This is a genomic window from Nonomuraea purpurea, assembly GCF_042650645.1.
Classification (GTDB): domain Bacteria; phylum Actinomycetota; class Actinomycetes; order Streptosporangiales; family Streptosporangiaceae; genus Nonomuraea; species Nonomuraea purpurea.
The window spans coordinates 122,699-145,553 of sequence record NZ_JBHSBI010000026.1; the positions used below are offsets into that span (position 1 = coordinate 122,699).

Below are 22,855 nucleotides of genomic sequence, written 5' to 3' on the forward strand. Positions count from 1 at the left end.
GACAGAGATCTGGCAGCGCGGCCCGGCATCGTCAGGGGCATGACACACGTACTGATCGTCGGCGCCGGGCCGACAGGACTGACCCTGGCCGTCGAACTCGCCCGCCGAGGCGTGGACCTCCGCATCGTCGACAAGTTCCCCCAGCCGCCCACCGGTGTGCGCGGCAAGGGACTGCAGCCGCGCACGCTGGAGGTCTTCGACGACCTCGGCGTGATCGACCAGGTCTTGGCCACCGGCGCCGAGTACCCGAACGTGCGCGCCTACAAGGGCGAGGAGGTGGTCTGGGAAGGCCGGCTGGACGAGCTGCGCGAGCCGTCCGAGACCATGCCGTACCCCAACCTGTTCATGCAGCCGCAGTGGCGGACCGAGAAGATCCTGCGTGACCGGCTGGCCGAGCTGGGGCATCAGGTCGAGTTCGGGGCCGGGGTGATCGACGTCGAACAGGACGCCGACGGCGTCACCGCCACCCTTGAGGGCGGCGAGCGGGTCCGCAGCGCCTACCTCGTCGGCTGCGACGGCGGCCGCAGCACCGTGCGCAAGCGGCTCGGCATCGGATTCGCCGGCGAGACCTTCGACAGCGAGCGCGTGATGCTCGCCGACATCAGGACGAAGGACCTGGACCGCGACTACTGGCACGTGTGGGGCACCATGGCGCAGCACGCCGTGTATGTGACGATCTGCCCGCTGCCGCACACCGACGTCTTCCAGATCATCGCGCCGGGCGAGGGCGACCTGACCGCGCTGGTGGCCGAGCACGCGCCGCACGTCCACATCGACGAGATCCTGTGGCGTTCTGAGTACCGGGTCAACGTCCGCATGGCGGAACGGTTCCGCGTCGGCCGGATCTTCCTGGCAGGCGACGCGGTCCACGTGCACTCGCCCGCCGGCGGCCAGGGCCTCAACACCGGCGTCCAGGACGCCTACAACCTGGGCTGGAAGCTGGCCATCGGCACGGAGGCGCTGCTGGAGACGTATGAGGACGAGCGGATGGCCGTGGCCGAGCACGTGCTGGGGCTGAGCAGCAGGCTGCACAGGGAACGGCGGACCAGGCTCAGCGACGACACCAACCAGCTCGACCTGGCCTACCGAGGCAGCGCCCTGTCCGTGGGCGAGCGCGGCGGCGAACGGCTCGGGACGTACTTCGCCGAGCAGCGCGGCACCGGCTTCCTCCTGCTGTCCGACACGGCCGCCGACCACGGTTTCAAGCAACTCCCGCCGCTCGACGGCCAGCAGGGCGTCATCCTGGTCCGCCCCGACGGCTACATCGGCTATCACGGGGAGGAGAGCGGCCTCAGCGCGTACCTCTCCGGGTTCGGCATCGCCGCGCCCCTGTCCGACGCGGCCCGGTAGCGGTCGGCGCCCAGCGCGGCCAGGCACCGCGCCTCCAGGCCGACGACGTACGGATCGGCCGAGGCGTCGATCCCGCGCAACGCCCGCGCCGCGCCGAGCAGCTCGGCCGCTTCGCGGGGCTCCAGGTGCTCGGCCACGCCTTCGAGCACACTCGCCCGCGCGGTCCTGTCGGCGCAGCCGTCCATCAGCTCCAGAGCCGCGCGCAGCGGCCCCTCGGGCTCGTGGACGACCCGGGCCAGCTCGACGTTCACCAGCGCCCTGAACTGGGCGCTGACCTCGACCTCCACGGCCAGGGCCGCGCCGAGCAGCCGGGCGGCCCCGGCGGGGTCGCCGACGCGCCTGGCCAGCTCCGCCCTGGCGTGCATGACCCTGGCGGTCATCTCCTGATCCTGCGACCGCGTCGCCGCCTCCCAGGCTTGCCGCAGCAGCTCGGCGGCCCCGGCGTGATCGCCGGCCCGGATCTTGAGCTGCCCGGCCCGCAACAGGAACGTCATCGGCCCGAGCGAGGCGTCGAGCCCCGACAGCTCGGCCGCGAACCGCTCCGGCACCTCGGCGAAGGCGAGGGCGGCGGCGAAGTCGCCGCGGTTCTCGGCGGCCAGTGACAGCCAGCAGAGGGCCGCCCACTGCCCCCACCGGTCCCCGGTCTCCCTGAACCCGGCCAGCGCCGGCTCCAGCAGGCCCTCGGCCCCGGCCACCGCGCCCCACTCGAAGCGCGCGATGCCCCCGAGCAGCAGCACCGCCGACCTGGTCCAGAGGTCAGGATGGGTGCGCAGCCGCTCGACGGCGTCCTCGATACGGCTCACCACCTCGGCGGCGGGGCCGTCGACGCCGCCCAACGCCCATGAGTTCACCGCGGCCGGGTGGTCGGACCCGAGGACCGCCTCGGTCGCCGCGCCGCCCGTCATCACCCGGCAGAGCCCGTGCGCCAGCTCCCTGCCCGCGGGTGGTACGTCACCCACCCGGCGCAGCAGCGCCGCGACCTGCTCGCGCATCTCGCGCTGCCGGCCGCGCATGATCCACGGCCAGAACCTCGGCAGGATGAGCCTGAGCGGGTCGTCGGAGTGCCGCAGGGCCGCGTCCAGGTTGCCCTGCTCGGCGTCCAGCACCGCCAGCCAGGCGAGCTGGTCGCCCGTGCGCAGGTGCGGCTCCGCGGCCTCGGCCAGCTCGGTGTAGTAGCGGGCGTGGGCCAGGCGCAGCTCGGGCAGGTCGGCGACGGCGTACTGCCTGATCGTCTCCAGCATCGTGTAGCGCTCGCCGGAGACCGCGATGAGCGACTTGTCCACCAGCGAGGAGAGCAGGTCAGGGTCGCCGCCGCAGATCCGGGAGATCGCGTCGTACGTGGCGCCGCCGGAGAAGACCGTCAGTCCGCGGAGCAGGTCGCGTTCGCGTTCCGACAGCAGGTTCCAGCTCCAGTCGATGACGGCGCGCAGGGTGCGGTGGCGGGGCTCCGACGTGCGTCCGCCGCGGAAGGCCAGGCGGTCGCCGAGCTGCTCGACCAGCACCGACACCGGCATCGTGCGCAGACGGGCGGCGGCAAGCTCGATGGCCAGCGGGATGCCGTCGAGCTCGTGGCAGATGCGTTCCGCGTCCTCGGGACGCACGTCGAGATCCGGCCTGGCGGCCGCCGCCCGGTCCACGAACAGCTCGGCCGCCGTGGCGTCGGGGAGCGGGAGCACCGGGTGCAGGGTCTCGCCGGGGATGTCGAGCGGCTCCCTGCTCGTGGCCAGGATCCTCAGCCCGGCAATCTCCGACAGCAGCCATCTGGCCACCTCGGCGGCCTCGTCGATCACGTGCTCGCAGTTGTCCAGGATGATCAGCGGGGAGGTGCCGCGCAGGGCGGCGACGAGGTCGGTGGTCTTGAGCACGGCCTCCACGGCCGCCCGAACCTGGGTGGCGGCGGCCAGCTCGACCAGCCAGACGCCGTCCGGCACGTCAAGCCCGGCGGCCACCTCGACGGCCAGCCGCGTCTTACCTGCACCCCCGGGCCCGACCAGCGTCACCAACCGCGCCGCCGCCCCAGCTTCTCCACCCGCCTGGCCCGCTACCGCTGCTCCGGCCTTCGCGCTGGCTTTGCCCGCTTCCGCGTTCGTGCCTGTCCCAGCCGGTGTGCCGGCGGCTTTCGCGTCCGTTTTGGTGGTCGTTCCCGTCAGGAGCCCACGAAGGCGGGAAATATCATCTGATCGCCCAACGAAGCTCGTGAGCCGGGCGGGCAGGTTCGTTCTCGGGACGGGCTCGGCGTCGCGTAACGCCGCCAGATGCGCCTCCCGCAGCTCGGGCCCCGGATCGACGCCCAGCTCCGCCACCAGGGCCGTCCTGATCCGCGAGAAGACGGTCAGCGCCTCCGCGCGCCGCCCCTGCGCGACGAGCGCCCGCATCAGCAGGGCGTGGAACGGCTCCCGCAACGGATGCGCGGCCACCAGCCCCTCCAGCTCGGCCACCACGTCGGGTCCGCCAGAGGAGGCCAGGTCGGCGGCGATCCTGGCGGCCAGCGCCGTCAGACGCAGTTCCTCCAGCCGGGCCGAGGGGGCGGCGGCGAAGGGCAGGCCGGCCGCGTCCGCCAGGGCGGGGCCGCGCCAGAGCGCCAGCGCCCGACGGGTGTCGCCGGTGCGCACCAGGCGTTCGAACGCGCACGCGTCCACCTCGTCGGCCGGCACGTCCAGCAGGTATCCGGCCGGATGGGAGGCGATCACCCCGGGCGCCTCCCTGCGGGCCCGCGACACCAGCGACTGCAATGCCGCCATCGGATGCGTGGGCGGCTCGTCCGGCCACAGGTCGTCGATCAGCCGGTCGGCGGTGACGACCCGCCCGGGGTCGAGCGCCAGCCGTACCAGCAGGGCCCGCACCCGAGCCCCGCCGACCGCGCCCCCCGCCACCTGCAGGGGACCCAAGATCGCGACCCGCATCCACCCTCCACGACCACGCCCGGCCCGCGGCCCCCGACTCCGAACTGTACAGAAGGGTCAGGGGCAGCGGACGATCATGCCGGCGTACGACAGGTTGCCGCCGAAGCCGAACAGCAACATCGGCGCCCCCTTCCTGACCTCCCCCCGTTCCAGCAGCTTGGACAGCGCCAGCGGGACGCTGGCGGCGGAGGTGTTCCCCGAGTCCACCACGTCACGGGCGATGATCGCGTTGACCGCGCCGAGCTTCTTGGCGATGGGTTCGATGATGCGCAGGTTCGCCTGGTGCAGCACCACCGCCGCCAGTTCGTCGGGACGGACGCCGCCGCGTTCGCACACCTGCCGGGCGATGTCGGGAAGCCGGGTGGTGGCCCAGCGGTAGACGGTCTGGCCGTCCTGGGCGAAACGGGTGGGGGTGCCCTCGATGCGTACGGCGTGGCCGAGTTCGGGAGCGGAACCCCACAGGACGGGGCCGATCTCCGCCTCGGGGGACGCGCTGATCACGGCCGCGCCCGCCCCGTCGCCCGTCAGGACGCATGTCGTCCTGTCGGTCCAGTCGGTGATGGCCGTCATCTTGTCCACGCCCACGACCAGGGCGTTCGTGGCGGCGCCCGCGCGGATCGTGTGATCGGCGACGGCCAGGGCGTGGGTGAAGCCGGAGCAGGAGACGCCGATGTCCATCAGCGCGGCGGTGGGCACGCCGAGTTTGGCGGCGACGCGGGAGGCGACGTTCGGTGCGCGCTCGGTCTGCGTGCAGGTGGCGATCAGGACGAGGTCGATGTCGGAGGCGTTCAGCCCGCCGGCGGCCAGGGCCTTGGCGGCGGCGTGCCCGGCCAGGTCGGCGACGCTCTCGTCGGACTCGGCCACGTGCCTGGTTCGGATGCCGACCCGCTGGGTGATCCACTCGTCGCTGGTGTTCACCATGGCCGCTAATTCATCATTTGTCAGTACCTTGGCTGGTTGGTAGTGACCTGTCGCGACCAGTCGTGAGCCGTTCATGGGCCGGACTATAGCAAGCGAACGTTCGGACGCTAATCTGCTGAACCATGAGTCCGCGCAAGTCCGTCGCAGAAGCCCTCACCACCCGTTCGTCCATCCTGGACCGCTCGGTCGCCGTCGCCTCCGTCGAGGGGCTCGAAGGGCTGACCATCGGCCGTCTCGCCGCCGATCTCGGCATGAGCAAGTCAGGCGTGCTCGGGCATTTCGGCTCCAAGGAGTCGCTGCAGCTCGCGGTGCTCGAACGCGCGGGGGAGATCTTCCGCGCCGAGGTCTGGGAACCCGCACGGCGCGTGGCGTCCGGACTGCCCCGGTTGCGGGCGCTCTGCGAGTCGTGGATCTCCTACCTGGAACGCGGGGTCTTCCCCGGAGGCTGCTTCTTCGTGGCGGCGGCGCACGAATTCGACGGCAGGGAAGGCGCCGTGCGGGACGCGGTCGAGTTCAGGTTCGACACCTGGCGCGAACGGCTGCGCAAGGAGGCGGCACGCGCCGTGGCGGCCGGAGACCTGCCCAAGGGCATGAACGCGGAACAACTCGCCTTCGAGTTGCTCGGGCTGGTCATGGCGCTCAACCACGCCATCCAGCTCCATCGTGACCCCGGGGCCGCGAGCAGAGCGCGGCAGGCCGTACGGGCGCGGCTCGGAGAGTGAGCGCGGCTACTCGGCGGACAACCGGTCGAACAGCGCCAGGGCCGCCTGACGTACCTCCTCAGGAGAGACGCCGTCGAGCGTCTTCCTGGCGGCGGCGATGTCGCGCGTCGTGGCCAGCGTGATGGCCACGGACGAGGCGGCGGCGTGGTCGATCGATCCCGTCGGGGCGGCGTCGGCCAGTTGCTGAGCGCTCGCGGCGAGGTCGAGGTTGTCTTTCAACGGATCTCCTCGGGTGAAGATGGCTCGGCCCATTGCATCACTTGGCATCGTGTCTCATCCACCATTCGGTGAATTCCCGGCATCGCCCATCAGGTGCGAACCGGATCACCCAAAGGTTGCTATAAGTTTTGTCGAAATACGTGGTGACCCCTTGGACGACGCTCACATCGTCCGTCACGCTCACCGGATGCCATTCGAACGTGGCCTCGCCCGGCGTGTCCTGCCGCCCCAGCCACTGGGAGACGATCTCGTCACGCCCCTGCCAGGGTGAGCTGTAAGGCTCGGTGTAGTACACGGCGTTCTCGGTGAACAGCGCGGCGATGTCGTCGGGGTCGTTGGAGTTCCAGGCCCGTACGTACCCTTCGATCCACGGGTGCGGCTCGACCATGAGCTCATCCTCTCAGCGGGTCGTGCCCCACGGTCATGAGCTCGTGTCGCGAGTCGTCGTCCGTCAGGTCGCCCATCGTCTGGACCAGATCGACGACTTGGCGCATCACATCGAGGTCCTCTTTGGTGAGATCGATCTTACGCTTGCCCAGCACGTGCAGGACACGGCGCCCCACCTCGTCGATGCCCAGGTCGGGGTCGGGCGGGAAGCCGACTTCGTCGGAGGCGTCGGCGAGGAGGTACTCGCGCAGTTCCTCGGAGTTCATGTTGACCACCCGGTGGAACTCCTCCCACAACGTGTCGGTGTCGAAGCCCTTGGTCATAACCGCCCGTCTACCCGCCAGACCTGCGGTTACGCTCAGGCGTCATGGGGCCGGCTTGACGTTCTTCATGGTGAAGTGCGAGGCGACGCCCCTGACACGCGGGATGGTCATCACGTGCCGGCTGAGGAAGGCCTCGTACGCGGCCAGGTCGGCGACGGCCACCCGGACGAAGTAGTCGGGGCTGCCGAACAGCCGGCGCAGCTCGACGACCTCCTCGGCCCGGATCAGGGCCTGTTCGAAGCGTTCGACGGTCTCCGAGTCCTGGGCGTCGAGGGTGAGGTCGACCAGGACCTCGAACGAGCGGCCCACGGCGGCGGGGTCGATGACGGCCCGGTAGCCGCGGATGACGCCCTCGGCCTCCAGCCGCTGGACGCGCCGCAGGCAGGGGCCGGTGGTGAGCCCGACGCGCTGGGCCAGCTCGACGTTCGTGAGCCGTCCGTCGCGCTCCAGCTCGGCGATGATTGCTCGGTCGATCCGGTCCATGAGAGAAGATTGCCCTATTGGCAGTAGATTGAGCAATATTTGCAATCACATGTCGGGCTTTCTGCGAGAGCATGGAGACGTGCTGCAAGACGTTCAAACCCGGCAGCGGATCACCGCGGGGGTACGCGACTCCTTCTCCGCGGGGCTGGGGATCTTTCCGCTGGGCATCGCCCTCGGCCTGCTGGTCGTCCAGGCCGGCCTGCCCTGGTGGCTGGCCCCTGCGCTGTCGCTGGCCGCGTTCGCCGGTTCCCTGGAGTTGCTCCTGGTAGGCATGGTGGCCACCGTGACGCCGCTGGCCGCAGTGGCGCTGACCGTCCTGGTGGTCAACTTCCGGCACGTCTTCTACGCCTTCTCCTTTCCGCTCCACCTGGTCAGGAACCCGCTGGCCAAGGCGTACGCCGTGTACGCGATGATCGACGAGGCCTACGCCGTCAACGCCTCGCTGCCCCCGGCCGAGCGTTCGGCGGCCCGCCTGCTGGCGATGCAGGTCGCCTGCCAGATCTACTGGGTCGGCGGCGGGCTGGTCGGCGTCGTACTCGGGGCGGCCCTGCCCGCGCCGATCAAGGGCCTGGAGTTCGCGCTGTGCGCCCTGTTCACCGTGCTCACCCTCGATGCGTTCCGCTCCCGCCGCGAGATCCCCTCGGTGCTGCTGGCGGGGGCGAGCGTGACGGTGGCCCTGATCCTCACGCCGGGCGTCGCCATGTTCACCGCGCTGCTGCTGTTCGTCGCCCTGCTGCTGGCCCGCCACGCGCTCACCGTCAAAAAGCCCGCCGCCCCCGACGCCCGCCGATCCATCCCCGAGGCCGCCGATGCCTAGTACCGCCTACTTCGTCGCCGTCCTCGCGATCGTCTTCGCGATCACCCTCGCCCTGCGCGCCGTCCCGTTCGCGGTGCTGCGCACCCTGCGCACCTCGGCGATCGTGCGTCAGTTGTCGGCGTGGATGCCGGTGGGCATCCTCGCGATCCTCGCCGTGACCGCCCTGCGCGGCTCCATCGTCGCCGAGCCGGGCACGACGCTGTACGCGCTGCTCGCGGTCGCGGTCACCGTGGGCGTCCATCTCGCCTTCGGCCGCCGCACGATTCTGAGCGTGGGCATCGGCACCGCCGTCTATGTTCTGCTGGTCAACGCCGGGTAGAGCGGGCGCTTCACCGGATTTCCTATTTCGTTTTGGTATCGAGGTACTTGGACGCCCTCCCGCGCGCTCCTATCAACTGGAGTCGTCTCGGCGCGGGGGACGCGGGGACGGCTCCCGGATGTGTGCCGCGAAGGAGGGGACGGCACGTGCCGAGGGTCGGAACGAGCGGTCTGCCAGCCGCGCGCCCCCGGCCCGCGGCACGTGCCGCGGCGGGACCAGCACCGGTCGGGGGCGGGCCTGGACGACGGGGACCAGGCCCGAACGGCTTCGTGCGGGCCCGGCCCGCTATCGGGAGGAGTGGGCCGGGCCGGTGCTGCCGCGCGGCGTCAGCACGCCCGCCCGGTCCTCGAAGGGGGGCACGCTCTCGCCCGCGATCAACGCCAGCAGCCGCTGCGCCGCGTGCGCCCCGTAGGCCGGGATGTCGCGGGTGAGCGCGGTGAGCGGCGGCCGGACGACCTGGGCGAGCGGAGAGTCATCCCAGGCCACGATCGACAGGTCGCGCGGCACCTCCACCCGCATCTCCTGGGCCACCGACAGCCCGGCCACGGCCATGATGTCGTTGTCGTAGACGATCGCCGTGGGCCGGTCGGGCGAGCTCAGCAGCCGCCTGGTGGCCCTGGCGCCCTCTTCACCGGTGTAGTCGGTGTGCACGATGACGTGCTCGGCCACGCCCTCGCAGGCGGCCTGGAACGCCTGGTCGCGCACGGTCGTGTGGACGAGTTCCGGCAGCCCCGCCACCCGTGCGACGCGGCGGTGGCCCAGCGCCACCAGGTAGCCGACGGTCTCGCGGACGGCCTGCCCGTCGTCGGACCAGACGGCCGGCAGCGTGCCGGACTCCGACGGGTGGCCGATGACCACGACGGGCATGCCGAGCCGTTCCAACTCGGCCACGCGGGCGTCGGAGTAGTGCAGGTCGACGAGGAAGACGCCGTCGATGCGGCTCTCGCCCCACCAGTGACGGTAGACCTCGCTCTCCTGCTGGTGGCCGGTGACGACCTGGAGCAGCAGGGCGTACGAGCGGGCGGCGAGCACGCCCTCGATCCCGCTGATCAGCCCCATGAAGTACGGCTCGACGCCCAGGATGCGCGCGGGCCTGCAGAGTGCGAGGCCGACGCAGTTGGCCCTGGCGCCGTTGAGGGCCCGCGCCGCGCTGTTGGGCCGCCAGCCGATCTCGTCGGCGATGGCGACGATCCTGGCCCGCGTCGCGTCCGACACTCCGGGCTGCCCGTTGAGCGCGTAGGAGACCGCCACTTTGGACACGCCAGCCCGGCTGGCGATGTCGGCGATCGTCGGTCGCTTCACGGGCTCCCTCCCTGAACCGGATAACCCCCCATACTGTAGGACACGAGAGGGCACCCCGGTTAGGGCATTAACCGTTTAAGTCGCGTGCCAGGGCCTCGACTCCTGGGTCTCCTGGGCGGCGTCCGCCACGCGCAGCGCGTACGTGGGCCGCTCGGCCCCCTGCACGGGCCCCAGGTAGGTGTGGCCGGTCAGGTGGCACCACGCGGGCAGGTCGACGGGCGCGGCCGGATCGACGGCGATCAGGTGGATGACGGCGCCTGGTCCGGCCCTGCGCACATGGCCGCGCAGCTCGATGAGCAACTGGACGCACAGCTTGTCGCCGCCGTCCACGACGAGGTCGGGCATGAGATCACGATACGCCCGGCGGAGAGGTGGAATCCCTGATGACGAGCTGGCACGGCATCTTGTGCACCCCGGGGGTGGCCTTGCCGTCGATGGCCGCGAACAGGTGCTGGGCGGCGGTCCTGCCGAGCAGTTCCAGGTTCATGTCGACCGTGGTCAGGGCCGGCCGCGTCTCGGTGGACAGCACCTCCCAGTTGTCGTATCCGACGACCGCGATGTCGTCGGGCACGCGCCGCCCGCGTTCCCTGGCCGTCTCGACGAACCCGGCCGCGATCTGGTCGCTGCCGCAGAACACCGCGTCGATCTCCGGTTCGGCCATCAGCAGCATCTCGGCGGCGTGCCGCCCCCAGCGCTGCGACCAGGGGCCCGACAACGTCTGCCCGTACTGCGGCAGGCCGGCCTCGGCGAGCGCCGAGCGCAGCCCCTCCTCGCGGTCGCGGGAGGCCTTGTAGTGCATCGGCCCGGTGATGTGCGCGATCCTGCGGCGGCCCATGGCGAGTAGGTGGTTGACGGCCATGGCGGCGGCGCCGACGTCGTCGGGCACGAACGACACGTCGGAGGGGTCCTCGGAGGGGCCGTAGGCGTACACGACGGGCACCGGCAGGTCCTTGCTGACCGACGGCCGGGGGCTCGTGCTCTCGCCGACCACGATGAGCCCGTCGACCCGGCGTGACAGCAACGCCCGCAGGTGGTGCTGCTCCCTGATCGCGTCTCCGCGCGCGTCGCAGAGCAGCACGGCCATCTCGCCCGCGCCGAAGGCGTCCTCGGCGCCGAGCAGCACCGGAATGCCGAACCTGCCGACGCTGTCGGAGGTGAGCAGCCCGACCGTGCGGGTCTGCCCGGACAGCAGCCCTCTGGCCAGGGCGTTGGGCTGGAAGGACAGCTCGGCCGCGGCGGCGAGCACGCGCTCGCGTGTGGCCGCCCGTACGTCCTGGCGCCCGTTGAGCGCCTTGGACGCCGTGGCGATCGAGACCCCCGCCAGCGAGGCCACATCGGTGATCGTCGCCCGCTTCCTCGACATGTATCGAAACCCTTTTCGTTCACTTGTCAACTGCTGAGAACCCTAGCACCCATTGACATGGACTCTTGTTTCTTCTACGTTTCCGAAAACCTTTAAGTCCAGGAGCACATCATGAGACGAAGGCTGGCCGGGATCTCCCTTCTCGGTGTGTTAACGCTCACAGCGGCGGCCTGCGGCAGCGGCGGCGGCGGTGGGAGCACGCAGCCGGCGGACGGTCCTGTGACGATCACCATGTGGACCAGGGCGGCCACCCAGACGCAGAGCGAGCGGCTGGTCAAGGCCTACAACAGCACGCACAAGAACCAGGTGAAGCTCACCGTCATCCCGACCGACAACTACCAGCCGCGCATCGCCGCCGCGGCCGGCGCCAAGCAGCTCCCCGACGTGTTCGCGGCCGACGTCATCTTCGTCCCGAACTACACCTCCCAGGGCCTGTTCCTGGACCTCACGGACAGGGTCGCGGCCCTGCCGTACAAGGACAAACTCGCACCCTCCCACATGAAGCTGGGCACGCTCGACGGCCGGCAGTACACCCTTCCCCACACGCTCGACCTGTCGGTCTGGTTCTGGAACAAGGACCTCTACACCAAGGCCGGGCTCGACCCCGAGAAGGGGCCCAAGACGCTCAAGGAGCTCGCGCAGCAGGCCACCACGATCCAGGACAAGCTCGGCAAGGACGGCAAGGTCCACGGCACGTTCTTCGGCGGCAACTGCGGCGGCTGCTACGTCTTCACCTTCTGGCCGTCCGTCTGGGCCGCCGGCGGGCAGGTCATGAACGCCGAGGGCACCAGCTCCCTCAACGACCAGCAGGCCATGACGGAGGTGTTCAAGATCTGGCGCGAGCTGTATGAGAAGAAGGCCACGGGACCGACGGCCAAGGAGGAGCAGGGCCCGACCTGGACCGGGTTCTTCCCCAAGGGCGAGATCGGCGTCATGCCGATGCCCTCGACCACGCTCGGCCTGATGCCCAAGGAGATGAAGATCGGCGTCACCCCGATCGCGGGCCCCGACGGCGGCGAGTCGACCTTCGTCGGAGGCGACTCCGTCGGCGTCTCCTCGACCACCAAGAACGCGGACGCGGCCTGGGAGTTCCTGTCCTGGACGGTCTCCGACGAGGCCCAGGTGGAGGTCATGGCCAAGAACAAGGACGTGCTCGCCCGCACCGACCTGGCCGGCAACAAGTACTCCTCCGAGGACCCCCGGGTGGTGCTGATCAACTCGCTGGTGGCCAAGGGCCAGACGCCGTACGCGCTGCGCTTCGGCCAGACCTTCAACGACCCGCAGGGCCCGTGGCTGCGGCTGGCCCGCGAGGCGGTCTTCGGTGACTCCGCGAAGGTCCCCCAGCTCAACGCCGAGATCACGAAGTCGCTGCAACAATGACCCTGACGATCACGCGAACCGGGCGGCGGCGGGCCCACTCCACGCCGCCCGCCCGGTGGCGGAGCAGAAAGGTCCAGGGCTGGCTCTACACGGCCCCGACGGCGCTCATCGTCGGCGTGCTGTTCATCGCGCCGCTGGCGCTGGTCGTCTGGATGTCGCTCAACCGCTGGCCGCTGCTGGGCCAGGCCACGTTCAACGCCCCGGCCAACTATCTCAAGATCGCCGACAATCCGCTCTTCGTCGACGCGGTCGTCTTCACGCTGAAGTACACGGCCATCACCACCGTCCTGCTGTCGGCCGTGGCGCTCGGGCTGGCCCTGCTCGTGCAGGACCGCAGGCCCGGCATCGGCTTCTTCAGGACCGCGTTCTTCCTGCCGGGCGCCGTCGGCTTCGCCGCCGCCGGGCTGCTGTTCTACGGGATGCTGAACAACGACTTCGGCCCCATCGACCCGATGTTGCAGGCGCTCGGCGTCACCAGCGAACCGGTGAAGTGGATAGGCACGCCCAACATGGCGCTGTTCTCCACGATCACGCTGGTGTTGTGGCGCTTCGCCGGGTTCAACATGCTCATCCTGCTGACCGGCCTGCAGGCGATCCCGACCGAGGTCTACGAGGCCGCCAGGAGCGACGGCGCCAACCGCCGGCAGATCTTCACCAAGATCACGCTGCCGCTGCTGCGCCCGACGCTGGCGCTCATGCTGATTCTCAGCGTCACGGGCTCGCTGCTGGCCTTCGACCAGTTCTTCGTCTTCACCAACGGCGGCCCGGACAACAGCACGGTCTCCATGGTCATGGTCGTCTACCGGGACGCCTTCTTCCGCTTCGACCTCGGCGGCGCCGCGGCGCTGTCGGTCGTGCTGCTCGTGGCCCTCGTCGGGCTCAACACGCTGATGATGCGGAGGCTGCGATGAGTCGCTACCTGACGCTCTCCGCCCTGGCGGTGCTGTTTCTCTTTCCGCTGGTGTGGAGCGGTTACGCCTCGCTGGAGGAGCCGTCCAACTACCTGGAGATGGCCCGCTTCGGCGAGGGGCTGGGCACGTACGCGACCAACAGCGTGCTGGTGTCGGTCATGACCGTGGCGGGCACGCTGGTCGTCTCCGCGCTCGGCGGCTACGGCTTCGCCCGCTTCGACTTCCCGGGCAAGAACGTGTTGTTCCTGGCCACGCTGGCCATCCTCATGGTGCCGTACGCGACGATTTTGATCCCGCTGTACGTGCTGCTCGGCTATCTCGGCCTGCAGAACTCCCTGGTCGGGCTCTCGCTGGTGTTCGTGATGTTCCAGCTCCCGTTCGCGCTGTTCATGATGCGCAACGCGTTCGAGGCGCTGCCGCGCGAACTGGAGGAGGCCGCGCTGGTCGACGGCTGCGGCACCTTGCGCGCCTTCGCCAGGATCCTGCTGCACGCCGTGCGGCCCGCGCTGATCACGGTCGGCCTGTTCGCGTTCCTGGCCTCATGGAACGACTTCTTCGCCCCGCTGATCCTGCTCAACGACGGCGCCTCGTTCACCCTGCCGGTGGCCGTGGTCAGCATGACGCAGCGCACGTTCGGCGCGATCGACTACGGCATGCTCCAGTCCGGCGTCATGGTCATGGCCATCCCCTGCCTCATCCTCTTCATCGTGCTGCAGCGCCACTACGTGCGCGGATTCATGTCAGGAGCTCTGCGTGGCTAATCCTGTCCTGCCCTCATCGGGCGTCCTGTCCCCACTCGGCCTCGACGCGGTACGGCTGTCGCCCGGCTTCTGGGGCGACCGGGTGGCGCTCAACCGCGAGGTCACGATCGCGCATTGCCAGGAATGGGAGGAACGCGAAGGCTGGATCGGCAACTTCCGCGGCGAGCGCCCGCGCCGAGGCAGGGAGTTCAGCGACTCGGAGATCTACAAGCTGCTGGAGGCCATGGCCTGGGCCGACCATCCGGGGCTGCCCGCGCTGGCCGAGATCGTGGCCCAGGCCCAGGAGTGCGACGGCTACCTCAACACCCGCTGGTCCGGCAGCCGCTACACCGACTTCGAGTGGGGCCACGAGCTCTACTGCTACGGCCACCTCATCCAGGCCGGCGTCGCCCGGCTGCGCATGCACGGCGAGGACCCGCTCACGCGGGTCGCCGTCAAGGCCGCCGACCACGTCTGCCGCCGCTTCATGGAGGGGTCGGAGACGTGCGGGCACCCCGTGATCGAGATGGCCCTCGTCGAGCTCTACCGCGTGACCGGGACAGAACGCTACCTGGAGATGGCCAGGCGCTTCGTCGAGCGGCGCGGTACGCCCGCGCTCGCCGACATCCCCTTCGGCCGCGCCTACTACCAGGACGACATGCCGGTCAGGCAGGCGCAGGTGTTGCGCGGGCACGCGGTGCGGGCGCTCTACCTGGCCTGCGGCGTGGTGGACGTCGCCGTCGAGACCGGCGACCAGAACCTGCTCAAGATGGTCGAGTCGCAGTGGGAGCGCACCATCGCCCGGCGCACCCACCTGACCGGCGGCATGGGCTCGAGGCATGCCGACGAGTCGTACGGCGAGGACTACGAACTGCCCCCGGACCGCGCCTACAACGAGACCTGCGCCGGCATCGCCTCCATCATGCTGGCGCACCGGCTGCTGCTGGCCACCGGCGACGTCAAGTACGCCGACCTGGCCGAACGCACCCTGTACAACATGCTCGCCACCGGGGTCGCGCTCGACGGCCGCTCGTTCTTCTACGCCAACCCGCTGCAGGTGCGGGTGCCCTCGGTGCCGCTCGACGGTGTGAACCACGCGGCCGAGGGCGGGCTGCGCTCGCCCTGGTTCGACGTGTCGTGCTGCCCCAACAACATCGCCAGGACGATCGCCTCGCTGCCCGCCTACGTCGCGGGCGCCGCCGCCGACGGGCTCAGGATCCACCACTACGCCTCCGGCGAGATCAGGGGCGGCGGGCCGGCGGTGCGGGTGGAGACCGGCTACCCGTGGAACGGCTCGGTCAGCGTCCGGGTGCTGGAGGACGGGCGGGGGCGGATCGGGCTGCGGGTGCCGGCCTGGGCCGCCGACGCGACGCTCTCGCACGTGCCGGCGTCCTCGCCCGACGCGCCGCTGCCTGAAGGCCCGGTCATCCGGCCGGTCGGCCCCGGTTACGCCGTCGTCGACGGGCCGTGGCGGGCCGGGGACGAGATCCGGCTGGAGCTGCCGATGACGCCCAGGTGGACCTTCCCCGACCGGCGGATCGACGCGCTGCGGGGGAGCGCCGCGGTGGAGCGGGGGCCGCTGGTCTACTGCGCGGAGTCGGTGGCCGACCAGCCGCCGCTCGGCGACCTGAGCGCGCGGGTGCGGCCGCCGGTGGAGCACCACGGTGACGACGTGGTCGAGCTGGAGGTCGCGGCCGCGCTCGGCGCGGGAGACGGCAACGGCTGGCCGTACTCGGCCGCCGCGAACGGGCACGCGGACGGCAGGGACGTGCGGCTGCGGCTCATCCCCTACCACCGGTGGGGCAACCGCGGCCCCGCCACCATGCGTGTCTGGCTACCGATCTAGGAGATGCACGTGCGTAAACCGTTGGTGTGCCTAGCCGTGTTAGCGCTCACAACAGCGCTCGCGGCCGCACCTTCGTACGCGGCGCAGGACGACCTCGGCCTGCCGGTCTTCACCGGCGCCGATCCCGTGCCCGCCGAGCCCGTCGGATACCACCCGCGCAGGATGATGGAGGAGATCTACAAGAGGGAGAAGGGCGGCGACTCGTACTGGATCGACCGCATGCTGGCCCGGCCCGGCGACGATCCCGCGGGGCCGTGGTTGATGTCGCGCGGGCGGGCGCTGTTCATGAAGGAACACGATCCGTCGGTCGTCGGGTTCGGCGGGTTCGTGGCCTACTGGGAGAGCATCGACAACAGGGACGCCTACGAGATCTCCTTCGGCACCGGCCTCACCGAGGACGTCTCCCAACGGCTGCAGATGCCCAGCCACTGGAGCGGAACCTACACCGGCGACGGCCTGTCGGTCGGCGTGAAGAAGTTCATCACGCACGAGAACGTGGCCGTGACGACCCTGGAACTCACCAACACCGGCACGGCGGCGCGCTCTGTGCCCATCACCGTGACCTCGCCCTACGCAAGGACAGCCGACGGCGATCGCGAGCTGACCGGCGTCGTGCCGGCCAGGAACAAGCTGACCACGATCTTCCCCCGGCTCAGCGGCGACGGACTGAAGGCCGCGCAGGGCGCGCTGAAGGGCTCGGTGACGATCGCGCCCGGCAAGACCGTGCGGACCAAGGTGCAGATGGGCTTCGTCACCGAGGAACTGGCCGGGTCGCGCTCGGAGTACGACGGCTACAAGGGGCGCTCGCCCGAGCAGGCGCTGCGGCGCCAGCTCCAGGACTACAACGCCTGGTGGGCCGAGAACCTGCCCTACATCGACGTGCCCGACGACAACATCAAGAAGTTCGTGTACTACCGCTGGTGGCTCATGCGCTTCAACTTCCTCGACGCCGACATCCCGGGCAACGACTTCCAGTTCCCGACGTCGGTCGAGGGCGCGCTCGGCTACAACAACGCGATCGTGCTGACCGTGCCGATGTTCGTGCAGGACCTGAAGTACCTGCGTGACCCGATCTACTCCTACGGGCCGTGGGTGTCGGCGGGCGAGGTCTCCCGCAACTCCAAGTACACCGACAACCCCGGTGATCCGGAGAACTGGTCGAACAGCTACACGCAGTACATCTCGGCCGCGGCTCTGGAGAGCTACCAGATCCACGGCGGGCAGCCCGCGATCCTGCGCAATCTCGCCCGTTACGCGGAGAAGGACGTCTACGGGCAGCTCGACGCCTACGACTCGAACAAGAACGGCGTCATCGAGTACGACTGGGAGGCGATGACCGGCAACGACGCCGACGCGGTCTCCTTCCACTACTACGACCGCGCCAACGAGCGGCTCGAAGGCGCCTACGTGTACGCCAACGCGGTGGCGGCGGCGCAGGCGTACGAGCTCTCCGGCGACCGGGACAAGGCCGCCGAGATGCGCGGCGTGGCCGAGAAGGTGAAGAACGGCATCCTCACCCTGCTCTGGGACGAACAGAACAAGCTGTTCAAACACCGCGACCTCCAGAGCGGCAACCTGATCCCGTGGAAGGAGTCGAACAACTACATCCCGTACGCCACGGGCCTGGTGCCGACGGACGACCCGAAGTACCGGGAGGCGCTGCGCCTGTGGGCCGACCCCGCGGAATATCCGATATTTCCGGCCTACACCGCCAACCAGAAGGACAAGGCCGAGGCCGCGGCCCAGGGCAAGCCGGGCTCCAACAACTTCTCGCAGATCAACTCCACCAGGAACTTCGCGCTGTTCTCCAAGGCGCTGCGCCAGTACGCCAGCCCGTACATCACCGCCGAGCAGTACAAGCAGCTCCTGTACTGGAACGCCTGGTCGCAGTTCGTCGGCGGCGACACCCGCTACCCCGACGCCAACGAGTTCTGGGCCGACTGGAACCCGCGGACCAAGACCATCGGCTACCGCTCCTGGATCCACCACACGATCCTGGGCAGCAGCAACTGGACGGTGATCGAGGACGTCATGGGCCTGCGCCCGCGCTCGGACGGCAAGGTCGAGCTCTGGCCGGTGGACATCGGCTGGGACCACTTCACGGTCAACGGCGTCGACTACCGGGGCGACGACCTGACCATCGTCTGGGACAAACCGGGCGACGGCACCAAGCACTACGCCGGGGTGCCCGAGGGCTACTCGATCCTGGTCGACGGCAAGCGCAAGGTCACGCTGTCAGGGTTGCAGCACGCCGTCTGGGACCCGAAGACAGGCAAGGTCGAGGGCGGCACGGTCGTGTACGCCGAGAAGGCCGCGTCCATGAAGACCCCCACCGAGGTCGCGCTGTCGGGCGACCGCGTCGAGGACCTGTTCCAGAAGGCGGGCGTGGACCTGGGAGGCAAGCGCCCGAACCTGGTGAAAACCGCCACCGCCTCCCACGGCGACCCGGCGGGCGCGCTGGACGGGTTCACCGTCAACGAGCCGTACTGGGGCAGCAAGGGCTCGGGCCAGGCCCAGGACTGGCTGGAGGTCGACCTCGGCTCGGCCCAGAAGGTCGACCAGCTCAAGGTGTACTTCTCCAACGACCGCAAGCCGGACGGCTACCGCGAGCCCGCCCTCTACTCGGTGCAATATCAGGACGGCGAGACCTGGAAGGACGTGCGCGGCCAGGCCAAGAAGCCCGTCTACCCTCGGGCGAACCTGAACGAGGTGCGCTTCCCCGCCGTCACCGCCCGCAAGCTGCGGGTGCTGGTCACCCACCAGCCCGGGTACGCGACGGGCCTGAAGGAGGTCCAGGCGTTCCTGACCGGCGCGGACGGCGGCCCGCCCGGCAACAGGGCGCCGAACGTGATGATCGTCCCTGACCCGACGTTCACCCGCCCGGCCCAGGCCAAGCTGGAGGCGACGGTCAAGGACGACGCCCTGCCGCAGGGCCGGCTCACCACCCAGTGGACCAAGGTCGCGGGGCCCGGTGAGGCGTTCTTCACCAATCCGACCGGCACGAGCACGGTGGTCGCGTTCTCCGAGCCGGGCGCGTACACGCTGCGGCTGACCGCCACGGACGGCGACAAGAACGGCTCGGCGACCACGACCGTCACCGCCACGGCCCAGGCCGCCCAGGCGAACGCAGCCCCCAAGGCCACGCCCACGGCCTCCTACACCTCGCCGTGGGAGAAGGTCACCGCGGTCAACGACGGCATCGACCCGCCGCGCTCCAACGACGGCGCCAACCCGCGCTGGGGCACCTGGCCGCAGCAGGGCACGCAGTGGGTGCAGCTCGAATGGCCGGCACCCGTGCGGGTGAACAAGGCCGAGGTGTACTTCTTCGACGACGGCGGCGGCGTGCGGGTGCCGGCCTCGTGGAAGATCCAGCAGTGGGACGGCGACTCCTTCGAGGACGTCACCGGCGTCGCCTCCTACCCGAAGGCCGTAGACGCCTACAACACCGTCTCCTTCGACACCGTCACGACCTCCAAGCTGCGCGTCCAGTTGGAGGCCGGCGGGGCGTCGGTCGGGTTGCTGGAGACGAAGGTGTATGAGGTGCCGCCCGACTCCGTACGTCCGGTCCACGTGCCGACCCTGGCCGGCACGCTGCCGAAGCTGCCCGCCACCGTGGAGACCCTCTACGCCGACGGCGCCCGCAGCACGGCCGCCGTCACCTGGCAGCAGGTGACGCCCGAGCAGGTCAGGACCGGCGGAACCAGTTTCACGGTCACCGGCCTGGCCGAGGGCGTGCGCCAGCCGGCCCAGGCCACGGTGTACGTCAGGTCCACCGCCGCCGTGACGATCACCTCGATCGCCGAGGAAGCGGTCAGCACCAAGGCCGGGGTCGCGCCCGCGCTGCCGAAGACCGTCGTGGCCACGTACAACGACGGGTCCAAGGACGGCTCGGTGCCCGTCACCTGGGCGGAGATCAGCCCCGACCAGTACGCCCAGCCGGGGACGTTCACGGTGGGCGGCCAGGTCCAGGGGACGACCATCGCCGCCAGGGCCACGGTCACCGTCGGATGAGCGCCAAGGTCCCGGTCCCGCGGGGCCGGGACCTTGGCGGAAACATCCCTCGAAAGGTCATAATCCTTCTCTACGGGGTGGCATGCCGGGGGAGGCGAAGAGCACGGTGGCCGAACTCGCCGAGCCTGAAACACCAGGGAAGACCGTGGCGCGGGCCGTCGCGGTCGCCATGGCGGTGGCCTCGCCGATCGTCACCCTGGCCACGCTGCTGGTCTGGGCGGGGCTGCCCCCGGAGTGGGTGCCCAGAGGGGCGGTGACCCCGCAGTCGGCCGTCACGCTCACCTTCCCCGCGGTCGGGGCCTTCCTCGTCTTCCACCGCCCCCGGCTGAACATGGCCTGGATGATGTGCGTGGGCGGCCTCGCGGCCGCGATCAGCGACCTGGCGCACCTGCTGATGTTCCGCTTCGCCGCCGACGGCGCCATGACCGCGGCGGGCCTCATGCGGCTTCCGATCCAGCTCGGGTGGGCGGTCTGCGGGGTGGCGCTGGCGATGGTGCTGCCGATGTACTCGCCGGACGGCCGCCTGCCCTCCCGGCGCTGGCGGCCGGTCCTGTGGCTGGGCATCGCCTCCGTCACGGCCGTCTTCCTGCGGGTGGTGCTGCGGGTGCCGCCGCCGGCCGGGGTCACCCCGTACCCGCGCACCATCCCGAACCCGTTTCAGGTCCCCGCCGTCGAGCGGTACGCCGCGACGATCGACCTGGTCGGCTGGAGCGGGATCTACACCACCATGGCGCTGGCGGCCCTCTGCCTGGCGCTGCGGCTGCGCCACGCCGACCACGCCGGGCGGCGGCAGATCGGCTGGCCGCTGTTCGCGTTCTCCGGCTACATCGTCTTCCTGATCGTGGGCGCGTTCGTGCCGGCGCTGGAGTGGCCGGCCATCGCCTGGGCGGCGGCGATCCCGTTCGCGATGGCCTTCGCGGTGATGCGCTACCGGCTCTACGGCATCGACACGGTGATCAGCCGGGCGTTCGTGGCCGCCGGTCTGGTGGCCGTGGTCAGCGCCGTCTACTTCGGCGTGGGCGCGCTGTCGGGCCTGCTGTTCTCCGGCTTCGGCGAGGTCGGGGGGATCGCCGCCGCGCTGGTCGCGGGCGCGTTCTTCCAGCCGTTGCGGCGGACGTTGCAGCGGGCCGTGGACCGGCTCCTGTACGGCGCGACCGGCGACCCCGGCGTGCTGGCGGGGCGCCTGACCCAGGCGATCCGGCGCGGCGACCCGGCCAGGGCGCTGACCTCGGTGGTCACCGTGCTGCGCGACGGGCTCGCGGTCGAGGGCGTGGCCGTCGAGGTGAGTGACGGCGAGCCCCGCTACGTCGAGAGCGGCCGGGTGGGTTCCGACCCCCGCGAGGTGCCGCTGATCTGGCACGGCGAACGCGTCGGCCGCCTGCTCGTCGGCCCTCCAGGCCCGCGCCGCTTCCCCGCCGCGCACAACGAGCGGGTGCTGGCCACGCTCACGCCGTACGCGGCGGACGTCGCCCACGCCGTGCGGATGGCGGCCGACCTGCAGCGCTCGCGCGAGCGCATCCTGTCGACGCGGGAGGAGGAGCGCCGCCGCCTGCGCCGCGACCTGCACGACGGGCTCGGCCAGACGCTGTCGGCCATGGCGATGACCATCAACATGGCCCGTCTCAGCCTGAAGAACTCCCCGGACGCCGCCGACGAACTGCTGCGCGAGCTGCACACCGGCATGGGCGCGGTCACCTCGGACATCCGCGAGCTGGTCTACGGCCTGCGCCCGCCCGCCCTCGACGACCTGGGCCTGGCCAAGGCCGTGCGGGACCTGGCGGGGCAGTCGTCGCCGGACACCGAGGTCGAGGTGGAGGTCGAGGGCGACTTGGCGGACCTGCCGGCGGCCGTCGAGGTGGCGGTCTACCGGATCGTCCAGGAGGCGCTGACCAACATCCGCCGCCACGCCGAGGCATCCGGGGCCAGGATCGTCCTGCAGCGCGAGCAGGCGGTGCTGCGGTTGCTGATCGCCGACGACGGCAAGGGGCTCCCCAAGGCGCGCCGCGCGGGCGTCGGCCTCGGGTCGATGCGCGAGCGCGCGGCGGAGCTGGGCGGCGTCTGCGTGGTCGGCGGCGAGCCCGGCGCGGGCACGCGGGTCGAGGTCATGCTGCCCGTGGCCTGAGCATTCACTCGGAGCGTAGCTGGGGCAGGCCGATCGCGAGCGCGGAGAGCAGGCGGGTGAGCGTGGGCAGCAGCTTCGGGCAGGACGCCGCCAGGTCGGGATCCTGGGCGTAGAGCTCGGCCATCGTCGGCGACGGGTTGGTGACGGGATAGAGCATGCCGGCGCACGCGGCGGCGGCGGAGACGAGTTCGGCGCCCTCGCCGTCGTTCAGCCCGCACGCGCGGCCCGCCTGGGCGCCGAGGTCGGAGAGGATGCTTCTCACCGTCCGCTTGAACACGCGCGCCGCCGGCACCGACACGTTGTGCTCCAGGCTGGTGGAGGTGTGGCTGAGCAGGTCGCACAGCAGCGGCCGGTCGGCGAGCGTCTCGGCCAGCGCCGTCACCACGTCGTTTCTGCCGTCGGCGGCGCGCAGCCGGTCGGTGAGGGCCTCCGACCAGCTCTGCCACTCTTCGGCGGCGAGGACGAGGTAGATCTCCTCGCGGGTGCCGAAATAACGCATGATGTTGGACTTGGCCAGGCCGACGGAGTCCGCGACCGCCCCCAGGCTGACGTTGCGCACGCCCGAGGCGGAGGCGAGTTCGCGCGCCGAGACGAGGATCGCCTCGCGCCGCTGCTGCTTGTGCTCCGGCCGCCTGGCCCGGAGAAACGCCGACTCCGTCATGTCCGTGCCAGCATACGGGGCGGATTTAACGGAACGCCATTCTCTTGTTAAGAGTACGCCGTTCTGTTACTGTCA

General features: G+C 70.5%; 20 protein-coding genes. 10 read left to right on the plus strand and 10 right to left on the minus strand.

The window, feature by feature from the left end; genetic code table 11:
• Window positions 1–39: 39 nt before the first annotated feature.
• Window positions 40–1,350, plus strand: coding sequence for an FAD-dependent monooxygenase (locus ACFOY2_RS38960; protein ID WP_379533133.1), 1,311 nt, complete (start codon window positions 40–42; stop codon window positions 1,348–1,350).
• On the opposite strand, the gene ACFOY2_RS38965 is transcribed toward ACFOY2_RS38960, so the two are convergent.
• The gene (locus tag ACFOY2_RS38965) at window positions 1,272–4,253 is read right to left on the minus strand and encodes an AfsR/SARP family transcriptional regulator (protein WP_379533134.1); all 2,982 of its coding nucleotides are present in this window, start codon (window positions 4,251–4,253) and stop codon (window positions 1,272–1,274) included. The genes ACFOY2_RS38960 and ACFOY2_RS38965 overlap by 79 nt on opposite strands.
• A 57-nt stretch (window positions 4,254–4,310) precedes the next feature.
• Window positions 4,311–5,249 carry a beta-ketoacyl-ACP synthase III gene (locus tag ACFOY2_RS38970; protein WP_379533135.1) on the minus strand — a complete coding sequence of 313 codons (939 nt, stop codon included), beginning with the start codon at window positions 5,247–5,249 and terminating at the stop codon, window positions 4,311–4,313.
• A 47-nt stretch (window positions 5,250–5,296) separates the two neighbouring features.
• On the opposite strand from ACFOY2_RS38970, the gene ACFOY2_RS38975 reads away from it, so the two are divergent.
• Complete coding sequence (locus ACFOY2_RS38975) at window positions 5,297–5,896, plus strand: TetR/AcrR family transcriptional regulator (protein WP_379533136.1); 600 nt, start codon at window positions 5,297–5,299, stop codon at window positions 5,894–5,896.
• Window positions 5,897–5,902: 6 nt separating this feature from the next.
• Here ACFOY2_RS38975 and ACFOY2_RS38980 read toward each other — a convergent pair whose 3' ends face one another.
• Genes ACFOY2_RS38980 through ACFOY2_RS38995 form a run of 4 tightly spaced genes read right to left on the minus strand, consistent with a single transcriptional unit; the run spans window position 5,903 to window position 7,308 of the window.
• On the minus strand, window positions 5,903–6,115 hold the full coding sequence (locus ACFOY2_RS38980) for a hypothetical protein (protein ID WP_357816692.1): 213 nt from the start codon (window positions 6,113–6,115) through the stop codon (window positions 5,903–5,905).
• Between the two features lie 37 nt (window positions 6,116–6,152).
• Entirely contained in the window at window positions 6,153–6,503 is a 351-nt protein-coding gene (locus ACFOY2_RS38985; RefSeq protein ID WP_379533137.1) for a YybH family protein, read from the minus strand.
• A gap of 4 nt (window positions 6,504–6,507) precedes the next feature.
• Window positions 6,508–6,825, minus strand: coding sequence for a DUF3140 domain-containing protein (locus ACFOY2_RS38990; protein WP_379533138.1), 318 nt, complete (start codon window positions 6,823–6,825; stop codon window positions 6,508–6,510).
• 42 nt (window positions 6,826–6,867) lie between these two features.
• A complete protein-coding gene (locus ACFOY2_RS38995) occupies window positions 6,868–7,308 on the minus strand; it encodes an Lrp/AsnC family transcriptional regulator (RefSeq protein WP_379533139.1) in 441 nt (146 codons plus the stop codon).
• Between the two features lie 79 nt (window positions 7,309–7,387).
• On the opposite strand from ACFOY2_RS38995, the gene ACFOY2_RS39000 reads away from it, so the two are divergent.
• Both ACFOY2_RS39000 and ACFOY2_RS39005 read left to right on the plus strand, forming a co-directional pair.
• On the plus strand, window positions 7,388–8,125 hold the full coding sequence (locus ACFOY2_RS39000; RefSeq protein ID WP_379533140.1) for an AzlC family ABC transporter permease: 738 nt from the start codon (window positions 7,388–7,390) through the stop codon (window positions 8,123–8,125).
• Entirely contained in the window at window positions 8,118–8,444 is a 327-nt protein-coding gene (locus tag ACFOY2_RS39005; RefSeq protein ID WP_379533141.1) for a branched-chain amino acid transporter permease, read from the plus strand. The genes ACFOY2_RS39000 and ACFOY2_RS39005 overlap by 8 nt, the downstream gene beginning before the upstream one ends.
• Before the next feature lie 285 nt (window positions 8,445–8,729).
• On the opposite strand, the gene ACFOY2_RS39010 is transcribed toward ACFOY2_RS39005, so the two are convergent.
• From ACFOY2_RS39010 to ACFOY2_RS39020, 3 genes are all read right to left on the minus strand, one after another.
• A complete protein-coding gene (locus tag ACFOY2_RS39010; protein ID WP_379533142.1) occupies window positions 8,730–9,746 on the minus strand; it encodes a LacI family DNA-binding transcriptional regulator in 1,017 nt (338 codons plus the stop codon).
• A gap of 75 nt (window positions 9,747–9,821) precedes the next feature.
• Entirely contained in the window at window positions 9,822–10,091 is a 270-nt protein-coding gene (locus tag ACFOY2_RS39015; RefSeq protein WP_379533143.1) for a sulfurtransferase TusA family protein, read from the minus strand.
• A gap of 4 nt (window positions 10,092–10,095) precedes the next feature.
• Window positions 10,096–11,109 carry a LacI family DNA-binding transcriptional regulator gene (locus ACFOY2_RS39020; RefSeq protein WP_379533144.1) on the minus strand — a complete coding sequence of 338 codons (1,014 nt, stop codon included), beginning with the start codon at window positions 11,107–11,109 and terminating at the stop codon, window positions 10,096–10,098.
• Window positions 11,110–11,220: 111 nt separating this feature from the next.
• Between ACFOY2_RS39020 and ACFOY2_RS39025 the strand changes: the two genes are divergently transcribed.
• The 6 genes from ACFOY2_RS39025 (at window position 11,221) to ACFOY2_RS39050 (ending at window position 22,119) form a co-directional block, all read left to right on the plus strand.
• Complete coding sequence (locus tag ACFOY2_RS39025) at window positions 11,221–12,489, plus strand: ABC transporter substrate-binding protein (protein WP_379533145.1); 1,269 nt, start codon at window positions 11,221–11,223, stop codon at window positions 12,487–12,489.
• A complete protein-coding gene (locus tag ACFOY2_RS39030) occupies window positions 12,486–13,400 on the plus strand; it encodes a carbohydrate ABC transporter permease (protein ID WP_379533146.1) in 915 nt (304 codons plus the stop codon). The genes ACFOY2_RS39025 and ACFOY2_RS39030 overlap by 4 nt, the downstream gene beginning before the upstream one ends.
• Window positions 13,397–14,161, plus strand: coding sequence for a carbohydrate ABC transporter permease (locus ACFOY2_RS39035; RefSeq protein ID WP_379533147.1), 765 nt, complete (start codon window positions 13,397–13,399; stop codon window positions 14,159–14,161). The genes ACFOY2_RS39030 and ACFOY2_RS39035 overlap by 4 nt, the downstream gene beginning before the upstream one ends.
• Window positions 14,154–15,986, plus strand: a complete 1,833-nt coding sequence (locus ACFOY2_RS39040) for a glycoside hydrolase family 127 protein (protein ID WP_379533148.1) — start codon at window positions 14,154–14,156, stop codon at window positions 15,984–15,986. The genes ACFOY2_RS39035 and ACFOY2_RS39040 overlap by 8 nt, the downstream gene beginning before the upstream one ends.
• Before the next feature lie 9 nt (window positions 15,987–15,995).
• Entirely contained in the window at window positions 15,996–19,997 is a 4,002-nt protein-coding gene (locus tag ACFOY2_RS39045) for a galactose-binding domain-containing protein (RefSeq protein ID WP_379533149.1), read from the plus strand.
• A gap of 82 nt (window positions 19,998–20,079) precedes the next feature.
• On the plus strand, window positions 20,080–22,119 hold the full coding sequence (locus tag ACFOY2_RS39050) for a sensor histidine kinase (RefSeq protein WP_379533150.1): 2,040 nt from the start codon (window positions 20,080–20,082) through the stop codon (window positions 22,117–22,119).
• A 4-nt stretch (window positions 22,120–22,123) separates the two neighbouring features.
• Here ACFOY2_RS39050 and ACFOY2_RS39055 read toward each other — a convergent pair whose 3' ends face one another.
• Window positions 22,124–22,780 carry a TetR/AcrR family transcriptional regulator gene (locus ACFOY2_RS39055; RefSeq protein ID WP_379533151.1) on the minus strand — a complete coding sequence of 219 codons (657 nt, stop codon included), beginning with the start codon at window positions 22,778–22,780 and terminating at the stop codon, window positions 22,124–22,126.
• Window positions 22,781–22,855 lie beyond the last annotated feature (75 nt).